This window comes from Methylomonas sp. MED-D, from assembly GCF_050276835.1.
Taxonomy (GTDB): domain Bacteria; phylum Pseudomonadota; class Gammaproteobacteria; order Methylococcales; family Methylomonadaceae; genus Methylomonas; species Methylomonas koyamae_A.
Genome location: NZ_CP189965.1, coordinates 3307166 through 3331731 on the forward strand (window position 1 = coordinate 3307166; position 24566 = coordinate 3331731).

At 57.4% G+C, this 24566-nt stretch carries 17 protein-coding genes; 11 read left to right on the forward strand and 6 right to left on the reverse strand.

Annotation, left to right across the window (positions count from 1 at the left end):
- The first annotated feature begins 16 nt into the window (after positions 1-16).
- Both ppx and ACQE3E_RS14690 read left to right on the forward strand, forming a co-directional pair.
- On the forward strand, positions 17-1519 hold the full coding sequence (gene ppx, locus ACQE3E_RS14685) for an exopolyphosphatase (protein WP_064028707.1): 1503 nt from the start codon (positions 17-19) through the stop codon (positions 1517-1519).
- Positions 1513-2751 (forward strand): hypothetical protein, encoded by a 1239-nt coding sequence (locus tag ACQE3E_RS14690; protein WP_064028651.1) that lies wholly within the window; start codon positions 1513-1515, stop codon positions 2749-2751. The genes ppx and ACQE3E_RS14690 overlap by 7 nt, the downstream gene beginning before the upstream one ends.
- Before the next feature lie 75 nt (positions 2752-2826).
- Here ACQE3E_RS14690 and rpoS read toward each other — a convergent pair whose 3' ends face one another.
- Together rpoS and ACQE3E_RS14700 are read right to left on the reverse strand one after the other, a co-directional pair.
- Complete coding sequence (rpoS, locus tag ACQE3E_RS14695) at positions 2827-3807, reverse strand: RNA polymerase sigma factor RpoS (RefSeq protein ID WP_313729895.1); 981 nt, start codon at positions 3805-3807, stop codon at positions 2827-2829.
- 452 nt (positions 3808-4259) lie between these two features.
- Positions 4260-4769, reverse strand: coding sequence for a molecular chaperone DnaJ (locus tag ACQE3E_RS14700; RefSeq protein ID WP_313729894.1), 510 nt, complete (start codon positions 4767-4769; stop codon positions 4260-4262).
- 77 nt (positions 4770-4846) lie between these two features.
- Between ACQE3E_RS14700 and mobB the strand changes: the two genes are divergently transcribed.
- Positions 4847-5371 carry a molybdopterin-guanine dinucleotide biosynthesis protein B gene (gene mobB / locus ACQE3E_RS14705; RefSeq protein ID WP_313729893.1) on the forward strand — a complete coding sequence of 175 codons (525 nt, stop codon included), beginning with the start codon at positions 4847-4849 and terminating at the stop codon, positions 5369-5371.
- Complete coding sequence (gene moeA, locus ACQE3E_RS14710; protein ID WP_313729892.1) at positions 5368-6621, forward strand: molybdopterin molybdotransferase MoeA; 1254 nt, start codon at positions 5368-5370, stop codon at positions 6619-6621. The genes mobB and moeA overlap by 4 nt, the downstream gene beginning before the upstream one ends.
- A gap of 25 nt (positions 6622-6646) precedes the next feature.
- Here the strand turns inward: moeA and ACQE3E_RS14715 are convergent, their stop codons facing one another.
- The 3 genes from ACQE3E_RS14715 to ACQE3E_RS14725 are packed head-to-tail and all read right to left on the reverse strand — an operon-like array spanning position 6647 to position 10661.
- Positions 6647-8539: an ATP-binding cassette domain-containing protein gene (locus ACQE3E_RS14715; RefSeq protein WP_313729891.1), complete on the reverse strand. Its 1893-nt coding sequence runs from the start codon at positions 8537-8539 to the stop codon at positions 6647-6649.
- On the reverse strand, positions 8530-9750 hold the full coding sequence (locus ACQE3E_RS14720; protein WP_313729890.1) for a competence/damage-inducible protein A: 1221 nt from the start codon (positions 9748-9750) through the stop codon (positions 8530-8532). The genes ACQE3E_RS14715 and ACQE3E_RS14720 overlap by 10 nt, the downstream gene beginning before the upstream one ends.
- Entirely contained in the window at positions 9747-10661 is a 915-nt protein-coding gene (locus tag ACQE3E_RS14725) for an AEC family transporter (RefSeq protein ID WP_281020744.1), read from the reverse strand. The genes ACQE3E_RS14720 and ACQE3E_RS14725 overlap by 4 nt, the downstream gene beginning before the upstream one ends.
- Positions 10662-10919: 258 nt before the next feature.
- On the opposite strand from ACQE3E_RS14725, the gene ACQE3E_RS14730 reads away from it, so the two are divergent.
- Complete coding sequence (locus ACQE3E_RS14730; RefSeq protein WP_064028632.1) at positions 10920-11282, forward strand: NifB/NifX family molybdenum-iron cluster-binding protein; 363 nt, start codon at positions 10920-10922, stop codon at positions 11280-11282.
- On the forward strand, positions 11279-11653 hold the full coding sequence (locus ACQE3E_RS14735) for a hypothetical protein (protein ID WP_313729889.1): 375 nt from the start codon (positions 11279-11281) through the stop codon (positions 11651-11653). The genes ACQE3E_RS14730 and ACQE3E_RS14735 overlap by 4 nt, the downstream gene beginning before the upstream one ends.
- 75 nt (positions 11654-11728) lie before the next feature.
- Here ACQE3E_RS14735 and ACQE3E_RS14740 read toward each other — a convergent pair whose 3' ends face one another.
- Complete coding sequence (locus tag ACQE3E_RS14740) at positions 11729-12805, reverse strand: PA0069 family radical SAM protein (RefSeq protein ID WP_313729888.1); 1077 nt, start codon at positions 12803-12805, stop codon at positions 11729-11731.
- Between the two features lie 367 nt (positions 12806-13172).
- On the opposite strand from ACQE3E_RS14740, the gene ACQE3E_RS14745 reads away from it, so the two are divergent.
- The 5 genes from ACQE3E_RS14745 (at position 13173) to ACQE3E_RS14765 (ending at position 24494) form a co-directional block, all read left to right on the forward strand.
- Positions 13173-15638, forward strand: coding sequence for a methyl-accepting chemotaxis protein (locus ACQE3E_RS14745; RefSeq protein WP_313729887.1), 2466 nt, complete (start codon positions 13173-13175; stop codon positions 15636-15638).
- A gap of 812 nt (positions 15639-16450) precedes the next feature.
- Positions 16451-19540, forward strand: a complete 3090-nt coding sequence (locus tag ACQE3E_RS14750; RefSeq protein WP_313729886.1) for a methyl-accepting chemotaxis protein — start codon at positions 16451-16453, stop codon at positions 19538-19540.
- A gap of 518 nt (positions 19541-20058) precedes the next feature.
- Entirely contained in the window at positions 20059-20655 is a 597-nt protein-coding gene (locus ACQE3E_RS14755) for a cytochrome c (RefSeq protein ID WP_064026802.1), read from the forward strand.
- Positions 20655-22088, forward strand: coding sequence for a DcaP family trimeric outer membrane transporter (locus ACQE3E_RS14760; RefSeq protein ID WP_427500711.1), 1434 nt, complete (start codon positions 20655-20657; stop codon positions 22086-22088). The genes ACQE3E_RS14755 and ACQE3E_RS14760 overlap by 1 nt, the downstream gene beginning before the upstream one ends.
- 213 nt (positions 22089-22301) lie before the next feature.
- The gene (locus tag ACQE3E_RS14765) at positions 22302-24494 is read left to right on the forward strand and encodes a methyl-accepting chemotaxis protein (RefSeq protein ID WP_427500712.1); all 2193 of its coding nucleotides are present in this window, start codon (positions 22302-22304) and stop codon (positions 24492-24494) included.
- Positions 24495-24566: the final 72 nt, after the last annotated feature.

A 24566-nucleotide genomic window follows, 5' to 3' on the forward strand; every position in this document is an offset into this window, starting at 1 on the left:
GAACAGGAATACTACTTTGCCATTTCCGATACCGACCAGCGTTGCCGCCGTGGACCTGGGTTCGAACAGCTTCCACATGATTATCTGCAGCTTGATGAACGGCAAACTACAAACCGTGGACCGTTTAAAGGAGATGGTGCGTCTGGCGGCGGGTCTGGATCAAAACCGCAATCTGGAACCGGCCACCCAGGAACGGGCGCTGGCCTGCCTGGAGCGATTCGGCCAACGTATCCGCAATTTTCCGCCGCACAGCGTGGCGATCGTCGGCACCAACACGCTACGCATCGCCCGCAATTCCCAGCAATTCATCAACAAGGCCGAAAAAGCCCTGGGCCACCCGATCCACATCATTTCCGGCATCGAGGAAGCCCGTTTGATTTACCAGGGCGTCGCCCATAGCCTGGGCAGCGATGCCAACAACCGTTTCGTGATGGATATCGGCGGCAGCAGCACCGAATACATCATCGGCCGCGAAGATGTCGCCCATATCAAGGAAAGCCTGAACATGGGCTGCGTCACGGTCAGCCAAGCATTTTTCAAAAGCGGCAAAATCAACAAGAAAGCCTTTCGCAACGCGATGTTGTTTGCCGAACACCATTTGGAGCCGTTTCAGGACACCTTCAACCGCAAGCAATGGGACGAGGCAATCGGCGCTTCCGGCAGTCTGAAAGCAGTCAGTAACGTATTGCAAACCTCCGGCTGGAGCAACAACGGCATTACGATGGCGGGACTGGACGCGCTGGTCGAACACCTGTTGAAACTGAACGATATTGCCGAGATCGACTTTCCGGCGCTCAGCATCGAGCGCCGGCCGGTTTTCATCGGCGCGGTAGCCATCGTCTACGCGACTTTCAAGACGCTGAACATCGAACAAATGACCGTCGCGGACGGCGCGCTGCGGGAAGGTTTGGTTTACGATTTGTTGGGCCGAATCTACAACCACGATATTCGCGGCCAAACCTGCGAATTGATAACAGCCCGCTACCACACCGATCGCCGCCACAGCGAACAACTTAAGGCCACTTTGCGCTACATGGCCGAACAACTGAACGACCACCCCAGCTTTGCGGACAACCCGGCGACGCTACAGTTTTTGGAATGGGCCGCCGATTTACACGAAATCGGTTTCGAGATTGCACACAGCCAGTATCATAAACACAGCGCTTACATCATCGAGAATGGCGATCTGGCCGGTTTTTCCAAACAAGATCAATTGTTGCTGGCGTCGCTGGTCCGCAGCCACCGGAAGAAATTCAAGGCCTGCCGCTTCGAAGACCTGCCCATGCCTTGGCGCCAACACGCGCCGATCATGGCGATCTTGTTCAGACTGGCCACGCTACTGCATCGCAATCGGCATAGTCCGCGCCCTGACTTCAAACTGAACGTCGAAGATCGCGACATCCGGATCGATTTTCCGCAAGGCTGGCTCGAACAGGCGCCGTTAACCGACGCCGACCTTAGAAAAGAAATGCTGTATTTAAAGGAAAGCCGCTTCAATTTGATCTTCGATCAATGCTGAAACGCCTGCTCTATTCGCTACTGGGACTAGCGCTATCGATCACGATATTACTGTGTTTTGCATTGGATGACAGCCCATCGCCGCAAATCCAACAAAGCCTGAACCGCGACGACATCCAACGCGCCAAGCAATTGCTGAACGTTAGCGCCGATGAACGCGACTCTGTAAAAACAGTCAATTTAAACCAAAAAGACTTAAATATCGCGGTCAGCTATCTGCTTAACCACTTCGTCGAAAACACCACCCAAATTCAGTTGCTCAACGACCGCCTACAGGCGCAAATCGCGATTTTCGTACCGGAAAACCCGTGGGGCCGCTATTTGGACATCAACTTCAGCCTTCGGCAAGCCGACCGCGGTATCCGCATCAAATCCTTTAAAATCGGGGAAATATCCATCCCGGATCCGGCCGCGAATGTGCTGATACCCGCCATCGTGGAATACCCGCCCCTAAAAAAATATTGGCTGGTCGCCAGCCAATACGTGCAAAACGTCAGGATCACCCCGAACGCGCTGGAAATCAGTTATCTTGGCTCGGTGGTCGAATCGGCGAAGCAGTTGGCCATCCAAAAACATCGGGAATACCCCAATCTGCACCGCTATCAGCAGCAGATCAATACTATCGTCAGCCAACACGATCCGGCCTGGCGCTTGTCATTGATCGATCTGCTACAACCCTTGTTCGATTTTGCCTACCGCAATACCGAAGCAGCCGACGCGATTCGGGAAAACCGCGCGATCATTATCGCGGTCGGCAGTTACATTTATAAAAGCGAGCTACGCCGCTTTTTGCCGATCGGCTTGGTGTACAGCAAGGAACTTCCGGTCTACGCCTATAAACGCGTCGATATTCCGCAACATTTCATTGCATCGGCGCTACTGGCGGCGGTCGATGCCAAACTCTTAGGCGAACAACTTGGCGTGGACAAGGAATTGGGCGATGCGGAAAAAGGCAGCGGCTTTAGCTTTATCGACTTGAGCGCGGACCGGGCCGGTACCAAGTTCGGCACGCTGGCAATTTCGACTACCGAGCGGGCCAGGGAATTACAGAAAGTCCTCTCGCAAATCAAGGACTATTCCGCGATTATCCCCGACGTGCAAGACTTGCCCGAGCACATGGACGCCCAGACCTTCAAAAACCGTTACCAGACAGTTGGAAGTCCGAAATACGCCGCCACGGTAGCGGAAATCGACCGAAGGATTTCCGACTTACCGCTCTACCGCACCGACTAACGAAAAAACTCCGCTCCGATCCTGGCGAAGAGAACGAAACGTCCGCTACACCAGAATAACAAACGGGCAGTCGAGTTAATTAAAAATGGATTCGAACGAATAACCGTTGGTTTCCAGGATTTCTTTCAAGCGCTTTAAGCCATCCATCTGGATCTGTCTGACCCGCTCGCGAGTGACGCCCATTTCCAGCGCGACTTGTTCAAGGGTGGCGTTTTCGAAGCCGCACAGTCCGTACCGACGGCAAATCACTTCGCGTTGTTTTTCGCCTAGTTGATACACCCAATGGGTGACGTTGTTTTGAATGAAGTCTTCCTGCAGGATTTCCGCCGGACTGCGGCTCTCTTCCTCGGAAATGGTTTCCAATAAAGGCTTGTCGAAATCCTTACCGAACGATACGTCGACCGAAGTCACTCTCTCATTCAGTTTCAGCATTTTGCTGACGGTTTTCGCGGGTTTGTCCAAATGCTTGGCAATTTCGTCCACGGTGGGCTCGTGATCGAGTTGTTGCGCCAAACTGCGTTGAGCCTTCAGGTAAACGTTCATTTCCTTGACGATGTGAATCGGCAAGCGAATCGTGCGGGTCTGATTCATGATAGCCCGTTCTATCGTTTGCCTGATCCACCATGTCGCGTAGGTGGAAAACCTGAATCCGCGATCGGGATCGAATTTTTCGACTGCCCGAATCAAACCGAGATTGCCTTCCTCGATCAGATCCAGCAGCGGAAGGCCACGGTTTAAGTAGCGCCTGGAAATTTTCACAACCAGACGCAAATTGCTTTCAATCATGATTTTGCGGGCTTGAGTATCGCCTTGTTGCGTGCGCCGACCGTAAATTTTTTCTTCATCGGCGGTCAGCAGTTGGGATTTGCTAAGTTCGTTAAGATAGGCTCGGGTCGCGTCGAAAGTCCCTTCGTTTTGCGAGTCGCTGGTGTCGATTTCCGCTAGTTTGAACGTTTCCGCGGAATCGACCTCTTCGATTTCGTCCTCCACTTCATCGAAAGAAATGAAATCGGGCATATCCATGTCTTTTATTACATCTATCGCTTCTTCCATCATGATTAGTCTCCCAGGTATTTGGCTTGCTGATTCAGTTATTGTTCTGTTCGGGCCGTCCCTAATAGGGAATCGGCCTTCAATCTCAAATACGGATTAGAGTGCAATCCTTACGTCGCCTAGTCCGGCCCGATAGGACGGTCCGACCAACTGCAACCCTCATCTCCCTTTTTTTTCGCCTTAGCATAAACTCAGAAATTATCCCTGTTTACGGCGAGCGCCAGTATAACTTTAATTTTTTTATCCTATGAGTTGAATTTCCAGGTTTTTTTGTGGCTCACATCTCCTTTTTGGAATTGATCCGGCGACTGCAGAATATCGAAACCGCGACTATTTCACACTAAGTTCAAAATCAAAATCTGACTTCGATCAGATTTATCTTTCGTTCAGAGTGATGCGCTTCACATAAATTCGAAATTCAAACTCAATAGCGGTTTGGCACGATGCCGTCACGATCAGTTTTTCAGCAGCACCCGCTTCGCCAAATTAATCCGCGCGGCCAAATAGTCGGACCCGCCACGGTCGGGATGCACCCGCGAAATCAGCTTGCGATGGGCTTGCACAATGTCGGCCTGACTGGCGCCGATTTTCAGTCCCAAAACCTCCAGGGCTTCAGCCTCGCTCATTGCAGCGGTCTTACCGCCGCGCCCTTGCCCTGAGCCAGCCTGCCCCGACCGACCGGAATCGTGGCGACTGGTTTGAAACCAAAGCCACAAGCGCTGCAATTGCGGCGCCACTCTGATCAATATCGGTAAACCGCGCCAGACAAACGCCGCCGCCACACCCAGCGCGCCGAACAACCAACCCAGACGACCGCTCAACGCTAAAACCGCCAACAGTAGGACGCCGCCAATCGTCAACCATTGACGCAATTTGTCGCCCGATGGTTTAGCCGGCAACGCCATCCACCAACGTACCGCGAAAAACAAGCCGACCACCAGCAATAACAAAACGATGCGTATCACCCCACCTCCGGACCGCCACCCAAGGCTAGCCATAATACCTTAGAATACCCGGCTTTCTTGCGCTTCCGAGACCCGCGATGCTTCAGCCGCCGCCGCTGTTGGGATTCGCCGCCTACAGCGGCACCGGCAAAACCACGCTATTGACCCGTCTGTTGCCGCTGCTCAAGGCAAACCGGCTGAAGGTCGGCGTGATCAAGCACAGTCACCACGATTTCGAAATCGACCAACCCGGCAAGGACAGTTACCGGCTCAGACTAGCCGGCGCGACACCGGTCATGTTGGTATCTCGCTTCCGACGCGCGATCATCAGCGAATTGTCGGCCGCTACCGAGGTTACGCTAGCCGAGCAATTAGCGGCATTTCCTAGCGCCGGCCTAGACTTGATTTTGGTGGAAGGCTTTCGAGACGAACGCTATCCCAAAATCGAATTGCACCGATCGGCGCTGGGCAAACCGTTGCTGTATCCGAGCGATCCCAGCATTATCGCAATTGCCTGCGATACCCAACTGCGGCCAGAACCGCCGATACCCAAACTCGACCTCAACGACCCGTCGGCGATTGCCGACTTTATTCTCAACACCTATTTGAGCTCGCTATCGTGACCAACCTTTGTTACCCAAGCCATAAACCGTTACTCAGCGCCGAACAAGCCTTGGAGCGGATCGCCTCGGCAATAATCCCGCTATCGGAAACCGAAACCGTCGCGCTGTCGGACGCACTTGGCCGTGTGATCGCGGAAAGTCCGCAAGCGCCTCAAGATATTCCGCCGCAAGCCAACGCGGCGATGGACGGTTACGGTTTAAACAGCGCGCAGATATTGCCGAGTCAAACCTTCCGCTTGCGCGTCGTCGGTACTGCGTGGGCCGGCCAACCCTTCGTCGGCGAACTGGCGGATGGCGAATGCGTCAGAATATTCACCGGCGCGGTGGTACCCGACGGGGTCGATAGCGTGGTCCAGCAAGAGCAAGTCGATAGGGACGGCGAGTTTGTGCTGTTCGGCGCCGATTGTCCCGCCGGCAGAAACGTCCGCGCCATCGGTAGCGACGTGCATCGCGGCGATACCTTGATCAGCGCGCCGAAAAAATTGACCGCCAGCGATCTGGCCTTGTTGGCCGGCGCCGGCATCGCCGACATTCGCGCCCATCGCCGTTTGAATATCGGCTTTTTCTCGACTGGCGACGAATTGACACCGCTCGGAGAGCCATTGGGACACGGCAAAATCTACGACAGCAACCGCTATCTGCTATCCGGCCTGTTGGCCGACGCCAACCATCGAGTCGTCGATCTTGGCATCGTCAGAGACGATCCGGCTCTGCTCGAGCAAACCTTGCTCGACGCCGCCGATCGTTTCGATGTCGTCTTGTCCACCGGCGGCGCCTCGGTCGGCGACGCCGATTACGTTCAAGAAACCCTGGCCAAATGCGGCCAGGTCGAGTTCTGGAAATTGGCGATCAAACCCGGCAAGCCGCTAGCTTTCGGCAAAATCGGCGCCAGCTGGTTTTTCGGACTACCGGGCAACCCGGCCGCCGTATTGGTCACTTTCCGGAAGTTCGTGGCGCCGGCCTTGCGTCAACTGGCCGGCGAACCGGCCGCCGGGCCTTTGCAATTGCTGGCCCGTTGCGACAGCCGGCTGAAAAAATCGGCCGGCCGTCAGGAATATCAACGCGGCATCGTCAGCCAAATCGCGCCTGGCCAGTACGCAGTCAAGCTCGCGGGCGGCCAAGAGTCGCATCAATTGACAGTAGCCAGTCACGCCAACTGCTTCATTGTGCTGGACGCAGACTGTGCCGGCGTCAAACCGGGCGAGTCAGTCATCGTCGAGCCCTTCAGCACCAACTTGCCACCGCTCTGATTCTGACTCGGCCGCCGGCAACTTTTCAGCCCTGCAACGCATCCAACTCGTCCCAACGGCTGTAAGCGGCGGCCAGTTCGGTTTCCACCGCCTGCAATTCCGCCAGACTGGCCGCGACGGCCTCTTGCGATTGCTTGTAAAACTCGCCGCCGCCGATCGTCGCGGTCAGTTCGGCTTGGCGGCTTTCCAGTTGTTCGATGCGTTCCGGCAGTTGCTCCAGCTCGCGCTGTTCCTTGAAGCTAAGTTTCTTGGCCGGCGCGGTTTTGGGCTTGTCTTTCTTGGCCGCTGCGTCGGCGACTTTCGCCACCTCGGCTTGTTGTTTTTTATTGCGCTCTGACAGCGCAAACCAATCGGCGTAACCGCCGATGTATTCTTCAACCCTGCCCTCGCCCTCGAACACCAACACGCTGGTGACCACGTTATCCAGAAACTCGCGGTCGTGGCTGACCAGCAATAAGGTGCCCTGGTACTCGACCAGTTTTTCCTCGAGGATTTCCAGGGTTTCCAAATCCAGGTCGTTGGTCGGTTCGTCCATAACGATCAAATTGGCCGGCTTGGTAAACAAGCGCGCCAACAGCAAGCGGTTTTTCTCGCCGCCGGATAGACTCTTGACCGGCGAACGAGCCCGCGCCGGCGCGAACAGAAAGTCGGCCAGATAACTCATCACATGGCGCCGGCCGCCGGGCAGGTCGATGAATTCACCGCCGTCGAGCACGCTGTCGGCCACCGAGATTTCAGGGTCGAGCTGTTCGCGCAATTGGTCGAAATAGGCGATTTGCAGATTGGTACCCAGTTCGACCGTGCCTTGCGTCGGCTGCAACTGACCGAGCAACAGTTTCAGCAAGGTCGATTTGCCGGCGCCGTTGTTGCCGATCAAACCGATCTTGTCACCGCGATCGATGCGAATCGAGAAATCGCGGATGATAGTGCGGTCGCCATAGCTGAACTCGACATCGACCGCCTCGATGACCTTCTTGCCGGATACCTCGCCCTTATTCAACGATAGTTTGGCGGTGCCCTGGGTGTTGCGGCGCTCGGCGCGTTCGGCGCGCAATTTTTTCAGCGCCCGTACCCGGCCTTCGTTGCGGGTGCGTCTGGCCTTGATACCTTGGCGTATCCAGACCTCCTCCTTGGCCAGCTTCTTGTCGAATTCGGCATTCTGATTGGCTTCGTCTTCCAGTGCCGCCGCCTTGCGCACCAGGTAATCCTGATAATTGCCGGCCCACGACGTCAACTGACCGCGATCGAGATCGATAATGCGGGTCGCCAGTTTTTGCAAAAAAGCCCGGTCGTGGGTCACGAACAGCACCGCGCCGGCGAAGTTCAACAACTGTTCTTCCAGCCAGGTGATGCTTTCGAAATCCAGATGGTTGGTCGGTTCGTCGAGCAGCAACACCTCCGGATCAATCACCAAGGCCCGCGCCAAGGCCACTCGCCGCTTCCAGCCGCCGGACAGACTACTAACCTTAACATCGGCCGGCAATTGCAAGCGGCTCAATACCGCCTCGACCCGCTGTTGAAACTGCCAGCCGTTGGCGGCTTCCAATTTGTGCTGGACTTCGCCCAGCGCGTCCAACCCGGCTTCGCTGCCGTCCATGTGCGTCAACAACTCGTGGTAGCGGGCAATTAGTCCGCCCAATTCACCCAAACCGCCAGCCACGGCTTCGTAGATCGTATCGCCGTCATTCAGATTCGGCTGCTGCTCCAGCCAAGCCAGCCGCAATTCCGGCTGCTTCCAGATCTCGCCGCCGTCGGCGTGAATATCGCCGGCGATGATTTTCATCAAGGTCGATTTGCCCTCGCCGTTGCGACCCAACAGCCCGACCCGTTCGCCGGGGTCTAGTTGAAAATCGGCATGATCGAGCAAGGCATGAGTGCCGAAAGCAATAGAAACGTTGGTCAGGCGAATTAAGGGCATAACTTTTGTAAATAGCGGCGGAGTAAGTCCAGGGTCAGCCAGGCTGATTGGGTTTGTTTGGTGTTTGCGGTGCCGCCCAGGGTATGCTGTTTGCAATACCAGCCGTCCGGCGTCAGCAGGCCATTATAAAGGACGATGGTACTGTCGCGGTTGCGGTAATCGTCCGGTCCGCCTTGATAAAGCTGAACCAGGGCCAGATCGGCGCCTCGCGCTCGCAAGCTTTCGGCCAATTGTCGCACCGCCAATTCGAGAAGCTCGTTCTCGGTAGAAACCCCTAATTGCCGCCCGGCTTGAGCCGCATCGCGGCAAACTAAGGTTGAATCCAGCCAATCGTAAAACTGACATAGGGCCGCCAGCCGGCCGCCGCTGGCGGTTTCCAGTATCGCCACTCGACTATCGACCGGTAGCAATCGATCGACAACCGTCGGCAAATCGCCGCCAGCCACGCCCTCCAGGCCGTCGATCGCGAACACGCAGTCGCCGATCGCCGCGCGTACCCGGCCGGCCCAGTCGCGAATATCGGCCAGCGGAAAGTCGGCCGCAAACAGTAACTTGGTTTGCACCTCGTCCGGCGCGGCTCTAAACCCCAGTTGCACGCCGCCGGGTAATGGAATACCGGCCAAGGCTTGCTGTATCGCCGATTCGCCGATCCCAACGCTGCGCAACATCACTAAACGATCCGGCCGTAACCTAAAGCGTTGCTGCAACTGCCGCCCCACGTCGGCAAACAGCGTTTTCATTTCCATCGGTACGCCCGGCAAAAAGGCGAACCAACACCGACCGATTTGCAACGCAAAACCCGGCGCGGTGCCGACCGGATTATCGATGCGCACGGCGCCGCGCGGCAAATACGCCTGTTTGCGGTTGGCGGCCGGCATGACCCGCCGCCGATTGGCGTAATAGCGTTCGATATGGCTCAGGGCTTGTTCGTCCAGCACCAGCGGCAAATCGGCGGCGATGCTCACCGCTTCGGCGGTCAAATCGTCGACGGTGGGTCCCAGACCGCCGGTGCAGACGCAACAATCGGCGCGGCCGGCGATCTCTCGAACCAAGGCCACCAGATCGTCCAGTTTGTCGCCGACCGCGGTGTGCCGGGTCACGCTGAAACCCAGCTCCACCAAGTGTTGCGACAACCAGGCGGCGTTGCTGTCCACCACCTGGCCGGTGACGACTTCCTCGCCTTGCGAAAACACTTCGGCAATGGCCTTCATAACACCTCGAACCAAAACGGCAAACTAAACAAACTCAGTCCAGTCGTGACGGTCACCGCCGTGGCATACAACGAACTATCCAGTTGGTAGCGGTCGCACAGCACCACGCCCAACACCATGCTCGGCATCGCGATATCCAAAATCGCCGCCGCCCGAAACGGATTTTCGAGCTGCAAGACATCCGCGATGTAAATGCCGGCCCACGGAAACCACATTAATTTAATAAGCACCACCGGCGGGATATAGGGCAGATTGCGCCACCTTACCGCTCGCCAACTCAAGGCCAATCCCAACGAAAAGATCATCAGCGGCGCCACCGCGGCCGACAGCATCGTCAGCAATCCGGCCAACCACAACGGTGCGGGCAGGTGATTCAGATTCAAAACCACCGCCAGTAACGCCGCCCAAAACGGCGGCGCGTTAAAAAATCCCAGCCGGGACTTGGGCTGGTCTTTTTCGGCGGCGCCGTAGTGGCGCGCCAGCAGGATACCGACCGTGAACACCATCGGCGCCGCCGCGAACAAGTCCATCTGTATCACCACCGAGCGCGACCACCCGCCGTAGGCTTGCTCCAGCACCGGCAATCCCAGATAAGTCGTGTTCGGAAACGCCGCGGCAAGTATCATCGCACCGGTCTGGGGCCGCTGGAAACGGAGCAGCTTGGCGATCAACCCGCTGACGACAACCGCCAACAAGATGCTGGAACAACCCAACAGGCTGAATTTCAACGACTGCCAGCCGATGTCGGCCTTCCACAGCACCTCCAGCACCATGGCCGGCAATAAAAAATAATAAACGACGCTGGTCAACACCAGGCGGGTTTGATCGGCCGCGAGTTTATTCGGGCACAGGACTCTCCAGGCCGCGCCGCACAGCATTAGCACGGTCATCTGGATCAAAGTGGTCGTCATTTAGGGATTTAGTTCGATGGGCAATGCCGGCAGTATAGGCAAAAACCCCTTCCGAATCGAACGCCGCAGCAACTTGTCGCAAACCCGACATTTGTCGAGACCGCCACGCGCCGGCACCCGGCAAACCTCGGCAAATCGGCATTCCCGCGCTTGGTATCGCTCTTGCTTAATCGCTAATAATTTGTGTAGCCCCGGAATCGCCATGACAAACCGCCCAACTCACCGCCGCGCGACCACCTCGGAGCCTGGAGTTCGCCGATGAGCGCGACGCCGCTGCAAATCGCCGTCGCCACCAAGGACGGCATCTCTATCAACGAACATTTCGGTCACGCCAAACACTTTGCGATCTATCGTTTGACGCCGGACCATTGCGAGCACCTGGAAAGCCGCGACGTCGATCATTACTGCCACGGCCAACACGGCGATCAGAACGCGCTGGCCGGCATACTGGAAACCATCAAGGACTGCGACGCCGTGTTCGTGGCGCGCATCGGCGACGGCCCGACCGCCAAGGTGAACGCCATCGGCGTCGCGGCGGTCGCCGACTACGCCTATATGGCGGTCGAGGAGTCGTTACTCGATTACGCCAAGCGGCTGGCTGCCGGCGAGGCCGTCGGATGACGCCGGAAACCGTTGCCGCCTGGGTGGCGGCGCACCCGCTGACCCCGCTGCATGTCGATTGCGCAGTGACGGTGATGCTGAAAATCATCGACGGCAAATGCAAAATGCGCGCCGGCGAAAAAGTCGTGATGAGTTTGTTGTACGACCAAATCCGCGACCTGCCCGGTCAGTTGTTGGAGCCGGAGTTGCATGCATTGATCGCGACGGCCCGCGCCGCGCCGGACGACGAAGACCTAAAAAACCGAATCTACGAAAAGCGCTTGTTCGCCGAAACGGCGCTCTCCAGACCGGTGATGAAAGGCTTCAAGGCCATGCTTCGCGAGCAAGGGTTGTTGGAAAAACGCCAGAAAGACGAGGATGCGGACGCTTGATGCACCGAGCTTAACCCGGTTCTACCGTACCCGCCTCGAGCCTGCGCCATTGCCCGCAAGCCGCGCGACCAGCTTTCACTCGAAAAAGTCAAAACTCATCTGCCCGCCGGCCGCCGGCTTGCGGAATAAGTCGGTGCGGAGCGGCGGCAATCCGCGTTCCAGGCCGAGTTTTTTCCGGATTAACCCGAAGCGCTGCGCAATCAAATCGGCGTAGACACCCTCGCCGCGCAAACGCCGATGAAAGCTCGGGTCGTAGACCTTGCCGCCCCGGCTGTCGCGCACCCGGTTCATCACGTGCTCGGCCTTCAGCGGGTAATGCTCGCGCAACCATTCGTCGAATAAGTCGGCCACTTCCAGCGGCAGGCGCAGCAGAATGTATTCCGCGCTGATCGCTCCGGCCCGCTTCGCGGCCGACACGATGGCTTCCAATTCGTAATCGGTCAACACCGGAATCAACGGCGCAACCATCACGCCGACCGGCACGCCGGCTTCGCTCAAACGAGTCAGCGTTTCCAAGCGGCGCTCGGGCGCGGCGGCGCGGGGTTCCAGCGTCCGCGCCAAGCGGCGATCCAGGGTCGTGATCGACAAGCACACCGACGCCAAGCCCTGGCCGGCCATCTCGGCCAGGATGTCGATATCCCGTTCGATCAGCGCCGATTTGGTGACGATGCCGACCGGATGCCGGGTTTCCCGCAGCACTTCCAAAATGTCGCGCATGGTGCGCTGGCGGCGCTCCAACGGCTGATAGGGATCGGTATTGGTACCCAGCGCCAGCGGCGCGCAACGGTATTGGCGCTTGCCGAGTTCCGCGCGCAGCAACGTCGCGGCGTCGGGTTTGACTAAGATACGGCTTTCGAAATCCAACCCCGGCGAATAGCCAAGATACGCGTGGGTCGGCCGCGCGAAACAATACACGCAACCGTGTTCGCAACCCCGGTACGGGTTGACGGAACGGTCGAACGGAATATCCGGCGAATCGTTATAGGTGATCACCGATTTGCTGGCATCGACGATGATTTCGGTCGCCAGCGGAGGCAAGTCGACATCCAAGCTCCCCCAGCCGTCGTCCTCGGCCTGGCTTCGTTGTTTTTCGTAGCGGCCGGCGGCATTGCTGACGGCACCGCGACCTTTGTGAATCAGAGGCTTGGACATGACAAAAACCAAAGGAAGAAGCGCGTGCGCGCCCTTGGATTCCGGACGGCCGGTCGTCTAGCGCGGCAAACGCTCGGTTGGGCGACTTCCTCTATCTTGGCAAACTTCGAACCGGCGCGCAAAGCATTTTCGGCCATCGAACTTCCACAGCGCCTAGGTGCGATCCTCCGGGTAACCGTTTCGAATTTGCCTACCCAAACTGGATAGCGACTCAAAATGGTCTAAGCTAATCCGAGAAAAACCGTAAGCCCCGGCCAAACCATACCGTTTCGCGAAGCGCGGACAAATTTGATCGAACGCGCGCTACGGCCCGCCGCAGCGTTCCGCCCACATTTCCGACCTTCAACGACATCCACGGAGAAACCCCATGACTGTTAAACAGAGACTTTTACTCCTATCGTCGTCCGCCATGCTGGGCTTGGTCGGACTGGCGCTGTTAGGCTATATCCAGCTCGCGAAAGTTTACGACGCGGCGAGTTATGCCGGCGTTAACACGGTACCGACCTATCGGATATTTTTCGAGATTCGAAAACAACTGGCCGATTTGAGGGAATATTCGTTGTTTCACGTCATCATCACCGATCCGGCCGGCATGGCGACATTGGAGCCGAAAATCGCCGAAGCCCGCGCGAAATTGGACGACACGTTGAAGCGCTATACCTTGGACGCCTGCAACGGCGCCAGTTGCCTTTCGGACGCCAAGGAACAGGCCATGCTCGACAACGTTAAATCGCTATTGGCGGCGTACGATATTCCGCGTCTAAAAGTTTTCGATTTCTCTAGGCAAAACCGCACCAAAGAGGCCGAAGCGGCGGTCAGGGAAGAATTGATGCCGGCCATTAAAAAACTACAGGACGCCATCCAAACCGAGTTGGACTACAACTCCCAATTGGCCGACCAAGGGATGCTCGAAGCGAGCCGCATCCAGCAAAGCGCCACTAATATTTCGGTCGGCATCGCGGTACTGATCACACTGCTAGTTGGGATGATGAGCTGGATGATCATCCGCAATTTGATGCGCCAACTGGGCGGCGAACCGGACGCGGTCGCCGGACTGGCCAATCAAATCGCGGTCGGCGATCTCAGCGGCACCATCGTGTTACAAGCCGGCGATAACGCCAGCGTGATGGCCGCGATGAAACACATGAGCGACACCATCAAAACGCTACTCGCCGCCATGGACCACATGTCCAAGGAGCACGACAAAGGCGAAATCGACGCCGTCGTCGATGCCGCTAAGTTTCAAGGCAGTTTTAGAACCATGGCGCAAGGCGTCAACGACATGGTCGGCGCCCACATCGGCGTCAAGAAAAAAGCCATTGGCGTGTTCATGGCCTTCGGTAACGGCAACTTCGACGCCGACATCGAAAAACTGCCGGGCAAAAAGGTGTTTATCAACGAAGCCATAGATCTAGTTCGCGGCAATCTGAAAAGTTTTATCGCCGACATGAACCGTATGGCCGGGCAGCACGACGCCGGCGAAATCGATTTCAAGATCGATACCGGCAAATTCCAAGGCGAATTCGCGACGATGGCTAAAGGCGTCAACGACATGGTCGGCGCCCACATCGCCGTCAACCAAAAAGCCATCGCCTGCTTCGAGCAATTCGGCCAAGGCAACCTGGATGCCGATATTGAAAAACTTCCCGGCAAACTGATCTTTATCAATAACGCCATCGATAAAATCCGCGCCAATTTGCGCGCGGTCATTGCCGATACCGATACCTTGATCAAAGCCGCCGCCGAGGGCCGCCTGGACGTCCGCGCCGACGCTGGCAAGCACCAAGGCGACTTCCGCAGATTGGTGCAGGGCATCAACGACATCATCGACGGCATCGTGTTGCCGGTTAACGAAGCGGTGGAAGTGTTGGGTCTGGTCGAGCAAGGCGACCTGACGCGGATCGTCAAAGGCAACTATCAAGGCCAACTCGGCGAATTCAAGGACACCGTCAACAATACCATCGCCAAACTGTCCGAGACCATCGCCGAGGTCGTCTCCGCGACCAATCAGTTAAGCAACGCTTCCGAACAAATCCAATCCACGTCGCAATCGCTGTCGCAAGCCGCCAGCGAACAAGCCGCGGGCGTCGAGGAAACCAGCGCCAGCATCGAGGAAATGGCCGCCAGCATCGGCCAGAACGCCGAAAACGCCAAGGTCACCGACGGCATGGCCACCAAAGCCTCGCAGGAAGCGGTCGAGGGCGGCGCCGCCGTCAAGCAAACCGTCGAGGCGATGAAAAGCATCGCCGGCAAAATCGGCATCATCGACGACATTGCCTATCAAACCAATATGCTGGCCCTGAACGCCGCGATCGAGGCCGCCAGGGCCGGCGATCACGGCAAGGGCTTCGCGGTGGTCGCCGCCGAGGTGCGCAAACTGGCCGAGCGCAGTCAGATCGCCGCCCAGGAAATCGGCCAATTGGCCGAAACCAGCGTCAGCACCGCCGAAAGCGCCGGCCGCTTGCTGGATGCCATCGTGCCCAGCATCGCCAAAACCTCCGATCTGGTGCAGGAAATCGCCGCCGCCTCGCAGGAACAGTCGGCCGGCGTCAGCCAAGTCAATACCGCGATGAATCAGATGAACCAAATCACCCAGCAAAACGCCGCCGCCAGTGAAGAATTGGCTTCCACCGCCGAGGAAATGACCGGTCAGGCCGAACAATTGCAAGGCTTGATGAGTTTCTTCAAGATCAGCGGCGCGACGGGCAACACCGGCGGCGGGCAACGCCGAACCGCTCATTCTACAACCCAAGCCAAGATCAAACACGCACCCACCAACCCGAACGACCCGACCCACCTGGATTTGAATCTGCATCAATTCGAACGGTTCTAGGTTCGCCCGCGAATAAGTAAAACGCCGTTACAATGCGCTGCTTTTACCCCGGCACGGAAAGCCGGGGTAAAAGCCCCCCTCCGCTAGATTAATCACCTTACGATGAATGTCGTGAGGCACAACGTGCGGACATGCCGTTGTAGGAGCCGCCCATGATCGCGGCTAACGCCGCCCCCACGCACCGACTTACTTTTGGCGGCGGTTTCAAAATCGTTCGACCGGCAGCTCCGCTCAGCTAATCGCCAAGCGCGCTCGCGGCCTCGTATCTCCGAGGGTATTCGCTAAACCTCAGACGCCCCTGATCGATAGTCGGCGTCTAATTTATCAACTCCATCGCTAAACATAACAGCAAACTATACCGCGTAGAGTTAACGCTGGCCTCAAATTCCTCAACATCGAATACATTCGCCGGAAACGACAATAGCCCAACGCTGGACTCACTCAAATACCGAGGACACCGGCAACCCAATTTTTTCATCAACCACATGTAAAACAATTGATTTTTTTCATTAACGAAACTAGTTACTCCGAACAAACGCCGCACTTTCGCGGCACCGCGTGGAGCGCTCGGCAATGAGTAGCTCGCTAACTCACCGCACTTTAGCTAACGCGTAAAAAGATTATTTTTTTGAACACCATGGCATAGCGCATGATAATAGGCTATAGATATTTAGCGCAAAACAAGGCATTCTAAAATGCCGCACCCGACAAGCTATCCGGCGACCTCGGTCCAGCAGGCTCAAAGAACACGGGGTCCGTCATGGAACGGCCGGCCGAATCAAGTCAGGGAAGCTCAACATCGGGAGGTCCACATGTCCATCGTACAACGCATGTCGCTTTTGATCGGAATCGCTTTACTAGGCCTGTCCAGTCTGGCGGGCGTCAGTTATCAACAATTGGATAGTGTCTTTACGGCCGCCAACTACGCCAACGCCAATAGCGTGCCCTCGCTGATTGCGCTGAATCGCCAATTCAAAACCTTCGGCCAAGTTCGAGCCAGACTTTATCGGCACGTATCGAATACCGATCCGGACAAGATCGCCGAATTAAATCAATCGATAACCGAGGCACTCAGCGCATTCGAAACCAGCCTGAAGCAGTACGACGCTCTGGTATCCGACGCCGAGGACAAGCGCCTGTACACCGCTAACCTCGCGGCCTTCGAAAAATACCGGGCCGGCGTCGATACCGTCCTGGCGCTGTCCAAGCAAAACCGTAAGGACCAAGCGCTAGCGGCGCTGGAGCAAATGACTCCGCTAAGCGCGACACTCCAAGATGCACTCGAACAGCAAGGACAATATAACGGCAATCTGGCCGAACAAAGTGCCGGCCAAGCCAAGGACATCAAAGCCCACGCCTCGATATGGCTAGCGGTCATCGCACTACTGGCGTTGGCGACGATCGCACTATTGGGCTGGTTTGTGACCCGCAAACTGAGCCGCCAATTGGGCGGCGAACCGGACGAAGTCGCTCGATTGGCGGGCAGGATAGCCGTCGGCGATCTGAGCGGCGAGATTCGGATTGACGCCACCGATACCGCCAGCGTCATGGCTGCGATGAAACATATGAGCGACACGATTAAATCCCTGCTGGCCGACATGAACCGGATGGCCGCCGAACACGAGCAAGGCGATATCGACGCGGTCGTCGACAGCCAACGCTTTCAAGGCAGCTTTCGACAAATGGCGCAAGGCGTCAACGACATGGTATCGGGCCATATCGCCGTCAAGAAGAAAGCGATGGCGGTGTTCAAGGCCTTCGGCGAAGGCGATTTCGACGCCCCAATGGAGAAACTACCCGGCAAGAAAGCGTTTATCAACGACACGATAGAACTGGTGCGCGGCAATCTGAAAGGCTTTATCGCCGATATGAATCACATGAGCAAACAACACGAAGCCGGCGACATCGACGTGTTGATGAATACCCAAAAATTCCAAGGCGATTTCAGCGTCATGGCGCAAGGCGTCAACGACATGGTATCGGGCCATATCGCCGTCAAGAAGAAAGCGATGGCGGTGTTCAAGGCCTTCGGCGAAGGCGATTTCGACGCCCCGATGGAGCGCTTGCCCGGCAAGAAAGTCTTCATCAACGACACGATAGAACTGGTGCGCGGCAATCTGAAAGCCGTGATGGCGGACACCAATACGCTGATCAGCGCCGCCGCCGAAGGCCGATTGGACGCGCGCGCCGATGCCGGCCGGCATAAAGGCGACTTCAATAAACTGGTGCAAGGCATCAACCAAATCTTGGATGCCATTTTGATCCCGATCGGCGAAGGCAACCGCGTTCTTAGCCTGATTCGCGGCGGCGACCTGCGCCAACGCGTCGAGATCGCTTGCAAGGGCGACCACGACAAAATGAAACAAGCCGTCAACGGCGTGCATGCCTGGCTGTCCGATCTGATCGCCTACGTCACTAAACTGGCGAACGGCGACATGAGCGCGGAAATGGCGAAAGCCTCCAGCGACGATCAAATACACGAGTGGCTGATGCTACTCAAGCACAACATTCAGGCGCTGGTCACCGACGCCAACAAGCTATCTCAAGCCGCCGTCGAAGGCCGTTTGGCCACCCGCGCCGACGCCACCCGGCACCAAGGCGATTTCCGCAAGATCGTCGAAGGCGTCAACGACACGCTGGACGCGGTGATCGGCCCGCTCAACGTCGCCGCCGACTACGTCGATAACATCGCCAAGGGTAATATCCCGGCCAAAATCACCGACACCTATCACGGCGATTTCAACATTCTGAAAAACAACCTGAACACCTGCATAGACGCCGTGAACGCCTTAGTCGCGGATGCCAACAAACTGTCGCAAGCCGCCGTCGAAGGCCGCTTGGCGACCCGCGCCGACGCCACCCAGCACCAAGGCGATTTCCGTAAAATCGTCGAGGGCGTCAACCAAACCTTGGACGGCGTCATCCTGCCGATCAACGAAGTCGTCGAGGTGCTGCGGCTGGTCGAACAAGGCGACCTGACTCGTCCGGTCAAGGGCGATTACCAAGGTCAATTGGGCGAATTCAAGGATACCGTCAACAACACCATCGCGAAATTGTCGCAAACCATCGCCGAAGTGGTCGCCGCCGCCGAACAACTGGGTACCGCGTCCAAGCAAGTCAGCGCCACATCGCAGTCGCTGTCGCAAGCGTCCAGTGAACAAGCCGCCAGCGTCGAGGAAACCTGCGCCAGCATCGAACAAATGGCGTCCAGCATCAATCAGAATGCCGATAACGCCAAGGTCACCGACGGCATGGCCACCAAGGCCTCGCAAGAAGCCAACGAGGGCGGCGAGGCGGTCAAGCAAACCGTCGTGGCCATGCGAGACATCGCCAGTAAAATCGGCATCATCGACGACATTGCCTACCAAACCAACATGCTGGCGCTGAATGCCGCCATCGAAGCGGCCCGGGCCGGAGACCACGGTAAGGGCTTCGCGGTGGTCGCCGCCGAAGTACGCAAACTGGCGGAACGAAGTCAGATCGCGGCCCAGGAAATCGGCAAGCTCGCCGAAACCAGCGTCAATACCGCGGAAAGTGCCGGTAAGCTGCTGGATTCCATTGTACCCAGCATCGCCAAAACCTCCGATTTGGTGCAGGAAATCGCCGCCGCCTCGCAGGAACAATCGGCCGGCGTTAGCCAAGTCAATACCGCGATGAATCAGATGAACCAAATCACCCAACAGAACGCCTCCGCCAGCGAGGAGCTGGCCTCCACTGCCGAGGAGATGACCAGCCAATCCTTACAACTGCAAAATCTGATGAGTTTTTTCAAAATTGCCCGCGCCGCCGGACAAATTAACCCAGTCCGCGCGCCGGAACATCGCAAATCGAGCATGCCGCGCGACCTCCCCGAACACGCCGCGAGCGGCACCGTGGATTTGCACCAATTTCAGCACTTTTAAACGACCAAACGCTTAATCCAGCCTAACCGTGAACGCTGGACTGCCCGCCGCCTATCCCGCGGCGGGCCATCGTTCGATTCCATCACGTGCTCGCGACGGTCTCACCAACACGCAGACCTGGTAAAGCGGGCTAGAGCCCGGTTTGATAACCATCGACAGCTCGGACTCAACACCCATCTGCTCCGCTAAAACGACCTCCGGATACTAGCGTATGACCATTCCGGGGACTTTCAAACGCCCCTCCGAGTCCAGCCTCGAAGCCGCGAATCACCGAATCGTCAGCCACAAGCCCCCGCTCGCGTAGGCTTGGCGGAGGCTTAGATACCAGCCGACAGGCCGCCTTTGGCAACCCTACGTTCGGCGACGTTTCCAGCGCCAGCCGATTTGCGGCAAATTCCGTTCTACACTTATGGAATTACCGATCAAGCCCCTTCTACGCCTGACCGACAGGCTGGAAGACCGGCTTACTCCGGCGGCTTTCAAACCGAGCCCGCCATCCATACCAGGAGACATTCCACATGCCATTGCCCACCCTCGCCAAGCTGAATGCAACCGCTTTCACGGTACCGCCAGCCCTGGGCACCGCGTTTGCCGTGGCGCCATCAGCACGATCGCGAGCGCGGGCGTCGTCCCGGCGCTACGCGGCAAACGCGCTGCTCGCCTTGGCGTTGTCAGCCTGCGGTAGCGGCGGACAGCGACCGGCGCCGCCAAAATTGATCGACACCGGCAAACCGGCCCTGCACGCCATCGACAGCCAAGACCTGCGGCAGTCGATGCAACGCATGCATAACTTGATGTACGAACGCAATTTGACCGAGCACGAGATGGACAACCAACGCCGCGAAGCCCTCTCTCGCGTGCAACAAGCGGCGGAAGGCGTCGAGCACGCTCTGGCGGCGATGCGTCTAGCCATGCCAAACCTGCATCTTGAATCGGACGAACAAAAAGTCTTCGCTTCGCTGGCGGATAAGCTGCTGATCCAGGCCGGGCAACTGAAATCCCAAGCGCAAACCTTGCAGATCGACGCGATTCCAACCACGTTGGAAGCCATTTCGGCAACCTGTACGTCCTGCCACGAGTTGTTCCGCGACTTCAAGAAACCGGGAGGCCAATAATGCGTAGCCATCCTCGCCTGCTCCTCACCATCGCCTCCGGCGTATTTCCGCTAGCCGCGACGGCTACCGACGATGTGCGCGCCTTGTTGCGGCAACTCGGCGACCAAGTCGCCGAACTCAAGCAACACGCCAATCAAGCCGATGCCAGAATCCGCGATCTGGAAACCCGCTTGGCCGCCGAGCAACAAAAAAACCGGCAATTGACGACTCAGGCCTCGCCGGCGACGAATGGCGTCGTCGCCGTTTCGGCCAGTCCCGCCGCCAACCCGACCGAAGCGAAACCGGAAACCAAGCCGCCAGTCACGTTGGGCGATACCAAAGGCACCTTTAAGATACCCGGCACCGACACCTCGCTGGGCTTCGGCGGCTTTGTAAAATTGGACGTCAACGAAAGCAGCGTCAGCGCGCCCTCGTTCGGCGACCAATTCCTGTCCGTTTCGAATATTCCGGTATCGCATCGCGGCGAGGACAGTCAACTAGCGTTCAACGCCAGGGAAAGCCGCTTCTGGTTCAAATCGTTCACACCCAGCGCGTGGGGCGATATCAACACCTACCTGGAACTGGATCTGTACGGGGCCGCCGCCAGCTATACGCCCAGATTGCGCCATGCCTACGGATCGTTCGGCAATTTCCTGGCCGGCCAAACCTGGACCACGTTTTTAAACGAATTGGCGGCGCCGGACACTTTGGATAATGCCGGCCCGGTCGGTCTCGCTAAATTTCGCCAACCGCTAGTGCGTTGGACCCAGCCGTTTAAATTCGCTGGCGAGAGCTTGGATTTGCAACTGGCGGCCGAATCCCCCAACAGCACGCTGTGGACCGGCAGCGGCTGGAGTCCGGCGCTCGGTACGCTGACCTACGACAATCTCACCGCCACCGGCGACGATCGCTATCCGGACCTGATCGCCAAACTGGTCTACAAACCGGACTGGGGCAATCTATCGTTGGCGGCGATGGGCCGGCAGATTCGCAATGCCAACAATATCAGCGGCGCGGCACGGGAAGCTTGGGGCGGCGGCGTCAGCCTAGCCGGCAAAATCAATGTCTTCGAACTCGACAATATCCGCTTCACGCTGAATTACGGCAACGCGATAGGCCGTTATTCTTCGGTCAACCGTCTGGAAGACGCCGCGCTGGATTCGGCCGGCAATCTGCATTTGGTCAATGTCTACAGCGCCGTGACGGCCTACCAACATTGGTGGAGCAACACCTGGCGCAGCAGCTTCGCCTACGGTTTCGAGCAAGCCGACCAGCCCGATTTCGTGGCCGCGACGATGACTCGCCAAGCCCAATCGGTACACGCCAACTTGCTGTGGAGTCCGTTGCCGCAAGCCACCTTGGGCATTGAATACCTGTACGGCAGCCGCGAATTGATCGACGGCCGCAACGGTAACATCAGCCGGGCCATGTTCTCGGCCAAATACAATTTTTAAACTTTGCCGGATACGGGCAAAGTTAGCGGTTTCGCTCCGCTAATTCCTTGCTTTTCGTCTAGGCTTAGATTAACCGGGATCGTCGTGCGGATTTAGCCGACAAGCCAATTCGCTCGACGTCATCGAACACTCGTTCGCCGAAGGTTTCAAATTCGGCGTCAACAAAACCGACATGTCGATTCAATCTTTACGGAGGGTCCAATGTTTAACAACATGAAAATCGCAGTAAAACTGGGACTTAGCTTTGGAGTCGTGTTGCTCCTGCTGGGCGCTATCGTGTGGGTAGGGATCGCCAATATGGGCAATTTGGCCGAGACCACCCGATCCATTGTGGAAGAAGATTTCGTCAAGGTGAAATACACCAGCGACATGATCGAAAACACGCTGGATAACGGCCGGCTGATGCGCAATATGTTACTGACCGACGATGAAAGCAAACTTCAGGAAATGAAGCGGGACCTTCAAGTCAATCGCGACGATAACAAGGCCATACTCGCCAAATTGGATGCCTTGATCCAATCCGAGAAGGGCCGCGCATTGCTCGACGCCGCCGGCAATCAACGCAACTTGCTCGGGCCGAAATACGATACCTTTTACAGTTTGCTAGCCGACAAAACCAAGGGTAAGGTCGCCGCCACCGAGTTTCTGTTGAAAGACTGGGCGCCCAACAATACCGCTTACGTAACCAGTCTGAAAGCAATCAACGATTTCCAAAACGAAAGGATGAAACAGGCCTATAAAGATGCCGACGACTTGTACGACAGCAGCAAAACCATCATGTTTGGCGTCGCGCTGGTCGCGTTGCTGGTTAGCCTACTGATTGCCTGGTTTGTGACGAGAGGATTGATTCGCCAACTGGGCGGCGAACCGGGCGATGTGGCCGCGCTGGCCAACCGAGTCGCGATCGGCGATCTTAGCAGTGAAATCCGCTTGGCCGCCGGCGATACCACTAGCGTGATGGCCGCGATGAAGCATATGAGCGACACCATCAAAGTCCTACTGACCGACATGGACCATATGGCTCGCGAACACGACAAGGGCGAAATCGACGCCGTGGTGGACGGCGGCAAGTTTCAAGGCAGTTTTAGGACCATGGCCCAAGGCGTCAACGACATGGTCGGCGCCCATATCGCGGTCAAGAAAAAAGCCATGGCGGTATTCAAAGAGTTCGGCAACGGCAATTTCGAAGCCGACATCGAAAAACTACCCGGCAAAAAAGCGTTTATCAACGAAGCCGTCGATCTGGTGCGCACTAATTTGAAGGCCGTCATCGCCGATACCGATACCTTGATCAAAGCCGCCGCCGAGGGCCGCCTGGGCGTCCGCGCCGACGCCGGCAAGCACCAAGGCGACTTCCGCAGATTGGTGCAGGGCATCAACGACATCATCGACGGCATCGTGTTGCCGGTTAACGAAGCGGTGGAAGTGTTGGGTCTGGTCGAGCAAGGCGACCTGACGCGGATCGTCAAAGGCAACTATCAAGGCCAACTCGGCGAATTCAAGGACACCGTCAACAATACCATCGCCAAACTGTCCGAGACCATCGCCGAGGTCGTCTCCGCGACCAATCAGTTAAGCAACGCTTCCGAACAAATCCAATCCACGTCGCAATCGCTGTCGCAAGCGTCCAGCGAACAAGCCGCCGGCGTCGAGGAAACCAGCGCCAGCATCGAGGAAATGGCCGCCAGCATCGGCCAGAACGCCGAAAACGCCAAGGTCACCGACGGCATGGCCACCAAGGCCTCGCAGGAAGCGGTCGAGGGCGGCGCCGCCGTCAAGCAAACCGTCGAGGCGATGAAAAGCATCGCCGGCAAAATCGGCATCATCGACGACATCGCCTATCAAACCAATATGCTGGCCCTGAACGCCGCCATCGAGGCCGCTAGGGCCGGCGATCACGGCAAGGGCTTCGCGGTGGTCGCCGCCGAGGTGCGCAAACTGGCCGAGCGCAGTCAGATCGCCGCCCAGGAAATCGGCCAATTGGCCGAAACCAGCGTCAGCACCGCCGAAAGCGCCGGCCGCTTGCTGGACGCCATCGTGCCCAGCATCGCCAAAACCTCCGATCTGGTGCAGGAAATCGCCGCCGCCTCGCAGGAACAATCAGCCGGCGTCAGCCAAGTCAATACCGCGATGAATCAGATGAACCAAATCACTCAGCAAAATGCCGCCGCCAGCGAGGAACTGGCCGCCACCGCCGAGGAAATGACCGGCCAAGCCGAGCAATTACAAAGCTTGATGAGCTTTTTTAAGATCGCCAACGCCGGCGGCCAACGTCGCGTCAGCACTTCCCACGGCGGCCATGCGCCTCACGCCAAACCGGGGGTTATCAAACTCGGCCCGACGCCAGCCCGCCACCACGATCAAGCCGGCTTGGATTTGGAAATGCAACATTTCGAGCGCTTCTAGTTGCCTAGTGGCTAAGGCGGAAGTCCTGACGCTCCCGCCTCCTCCGGCACGGCTTTCGATCCGGATATCAGC

Coding starts and splice junctions, on each gene's coding strand:
- ACQE3E_RS14690 (WP_064028651.1), top strand. CDS start 1,513: ATGCTGAAACGCCTGCTCTATTCGCTACTGGGACTAGCGCTATCGATC.
- rpoS (WP_313729895.1), bottom strand. CDS start 3,807: ATGATGGAAGAAGCGATAGATGTAATAAAAGACATGGATATGCCCGAT.
- mobB (WP_313729893.1), top strand. CDS start 4,847: ATGCTTCAGCCGCCGCCGCTGTTGGGATTCGCCGCCTACAGCGGCACC.
- ACQE3E_RS14715 (WP_313729891.1), bottom strand. CDS start 8,539: ATGCCCTTAATTCGCCTGACCAACGTTTCTATTGCTTTCGGCACTCAT.
- ACQE3E_RS14720 (WP_313729890.1), bottom strand. CDS start 9,750: ATGAAGGCCATTGCCGAAGTGTTTTCGCAAGGCGAGGAAGTCGTCACC.
- ACQE3E_RS14725 (WP_281020744.1), bottom strand. CDS start 10,661: ATGACGACCACTTTGATCCAGATGACCGTGCTAATGCTGTGCGGCGCG.
- ACQE3E_RS14730 (WP_064028632.1), top strand. CDS start 10,920: ATGAGCGCGACGCCGCTGCAAATCGCCGTCGCCACCAAGGACGGCATC.
- ACQE3E_RS14735 (WP_313729889.1), top strand. CDS start 11,279: ATGACGCCGGAAACCGTTGCCGCCTGGGTGGCGGCGCACCCGCTGACC.
- ACQE3E_RS14740 (WP_313729888.1), bottom strand. CDS start 12,805: ATGTCCAAGCCTCTGATTCACAAAGGTCGCGGTGCCGTCAGCAATGCC.
- ACQE3E_RS14745 (WP_313729887.1), top strand. CDS start 13,173: ATGACTGTTAAACAGAGACTTTTACTCCTATCGTCGTCCGCCATGCTG.
- ACQE3E_RS14750 (WP_313729886.1), top strand. CDS start 16,451: ATGTCCATCGTACAACGCATGTCGCTTTTGATCGGAATCGCTTTACTA.
- ACQE3E_RS14755 (WP_064026802.1), top strand. CDS start 20,059: ATGCCATTGCCCACCCTCGCCAAGCTGAATGCAACCGCTTTCACGGTA.
- ACQE3E_RS14760 (WP_427500711.1), top strand. CDS start 20,655: ATGCGTAGCCATCCTCGCCTGCTCCTCACCATCGCCTCCGGCGTATTT.
- ACQE3E_RS14765 (WP_427500712.1), top strand. CDS start 22,302: ATGAAAATCGCAGTAAAACTGGGACTTAGCTTTGGAGTCGTGTTGCTC.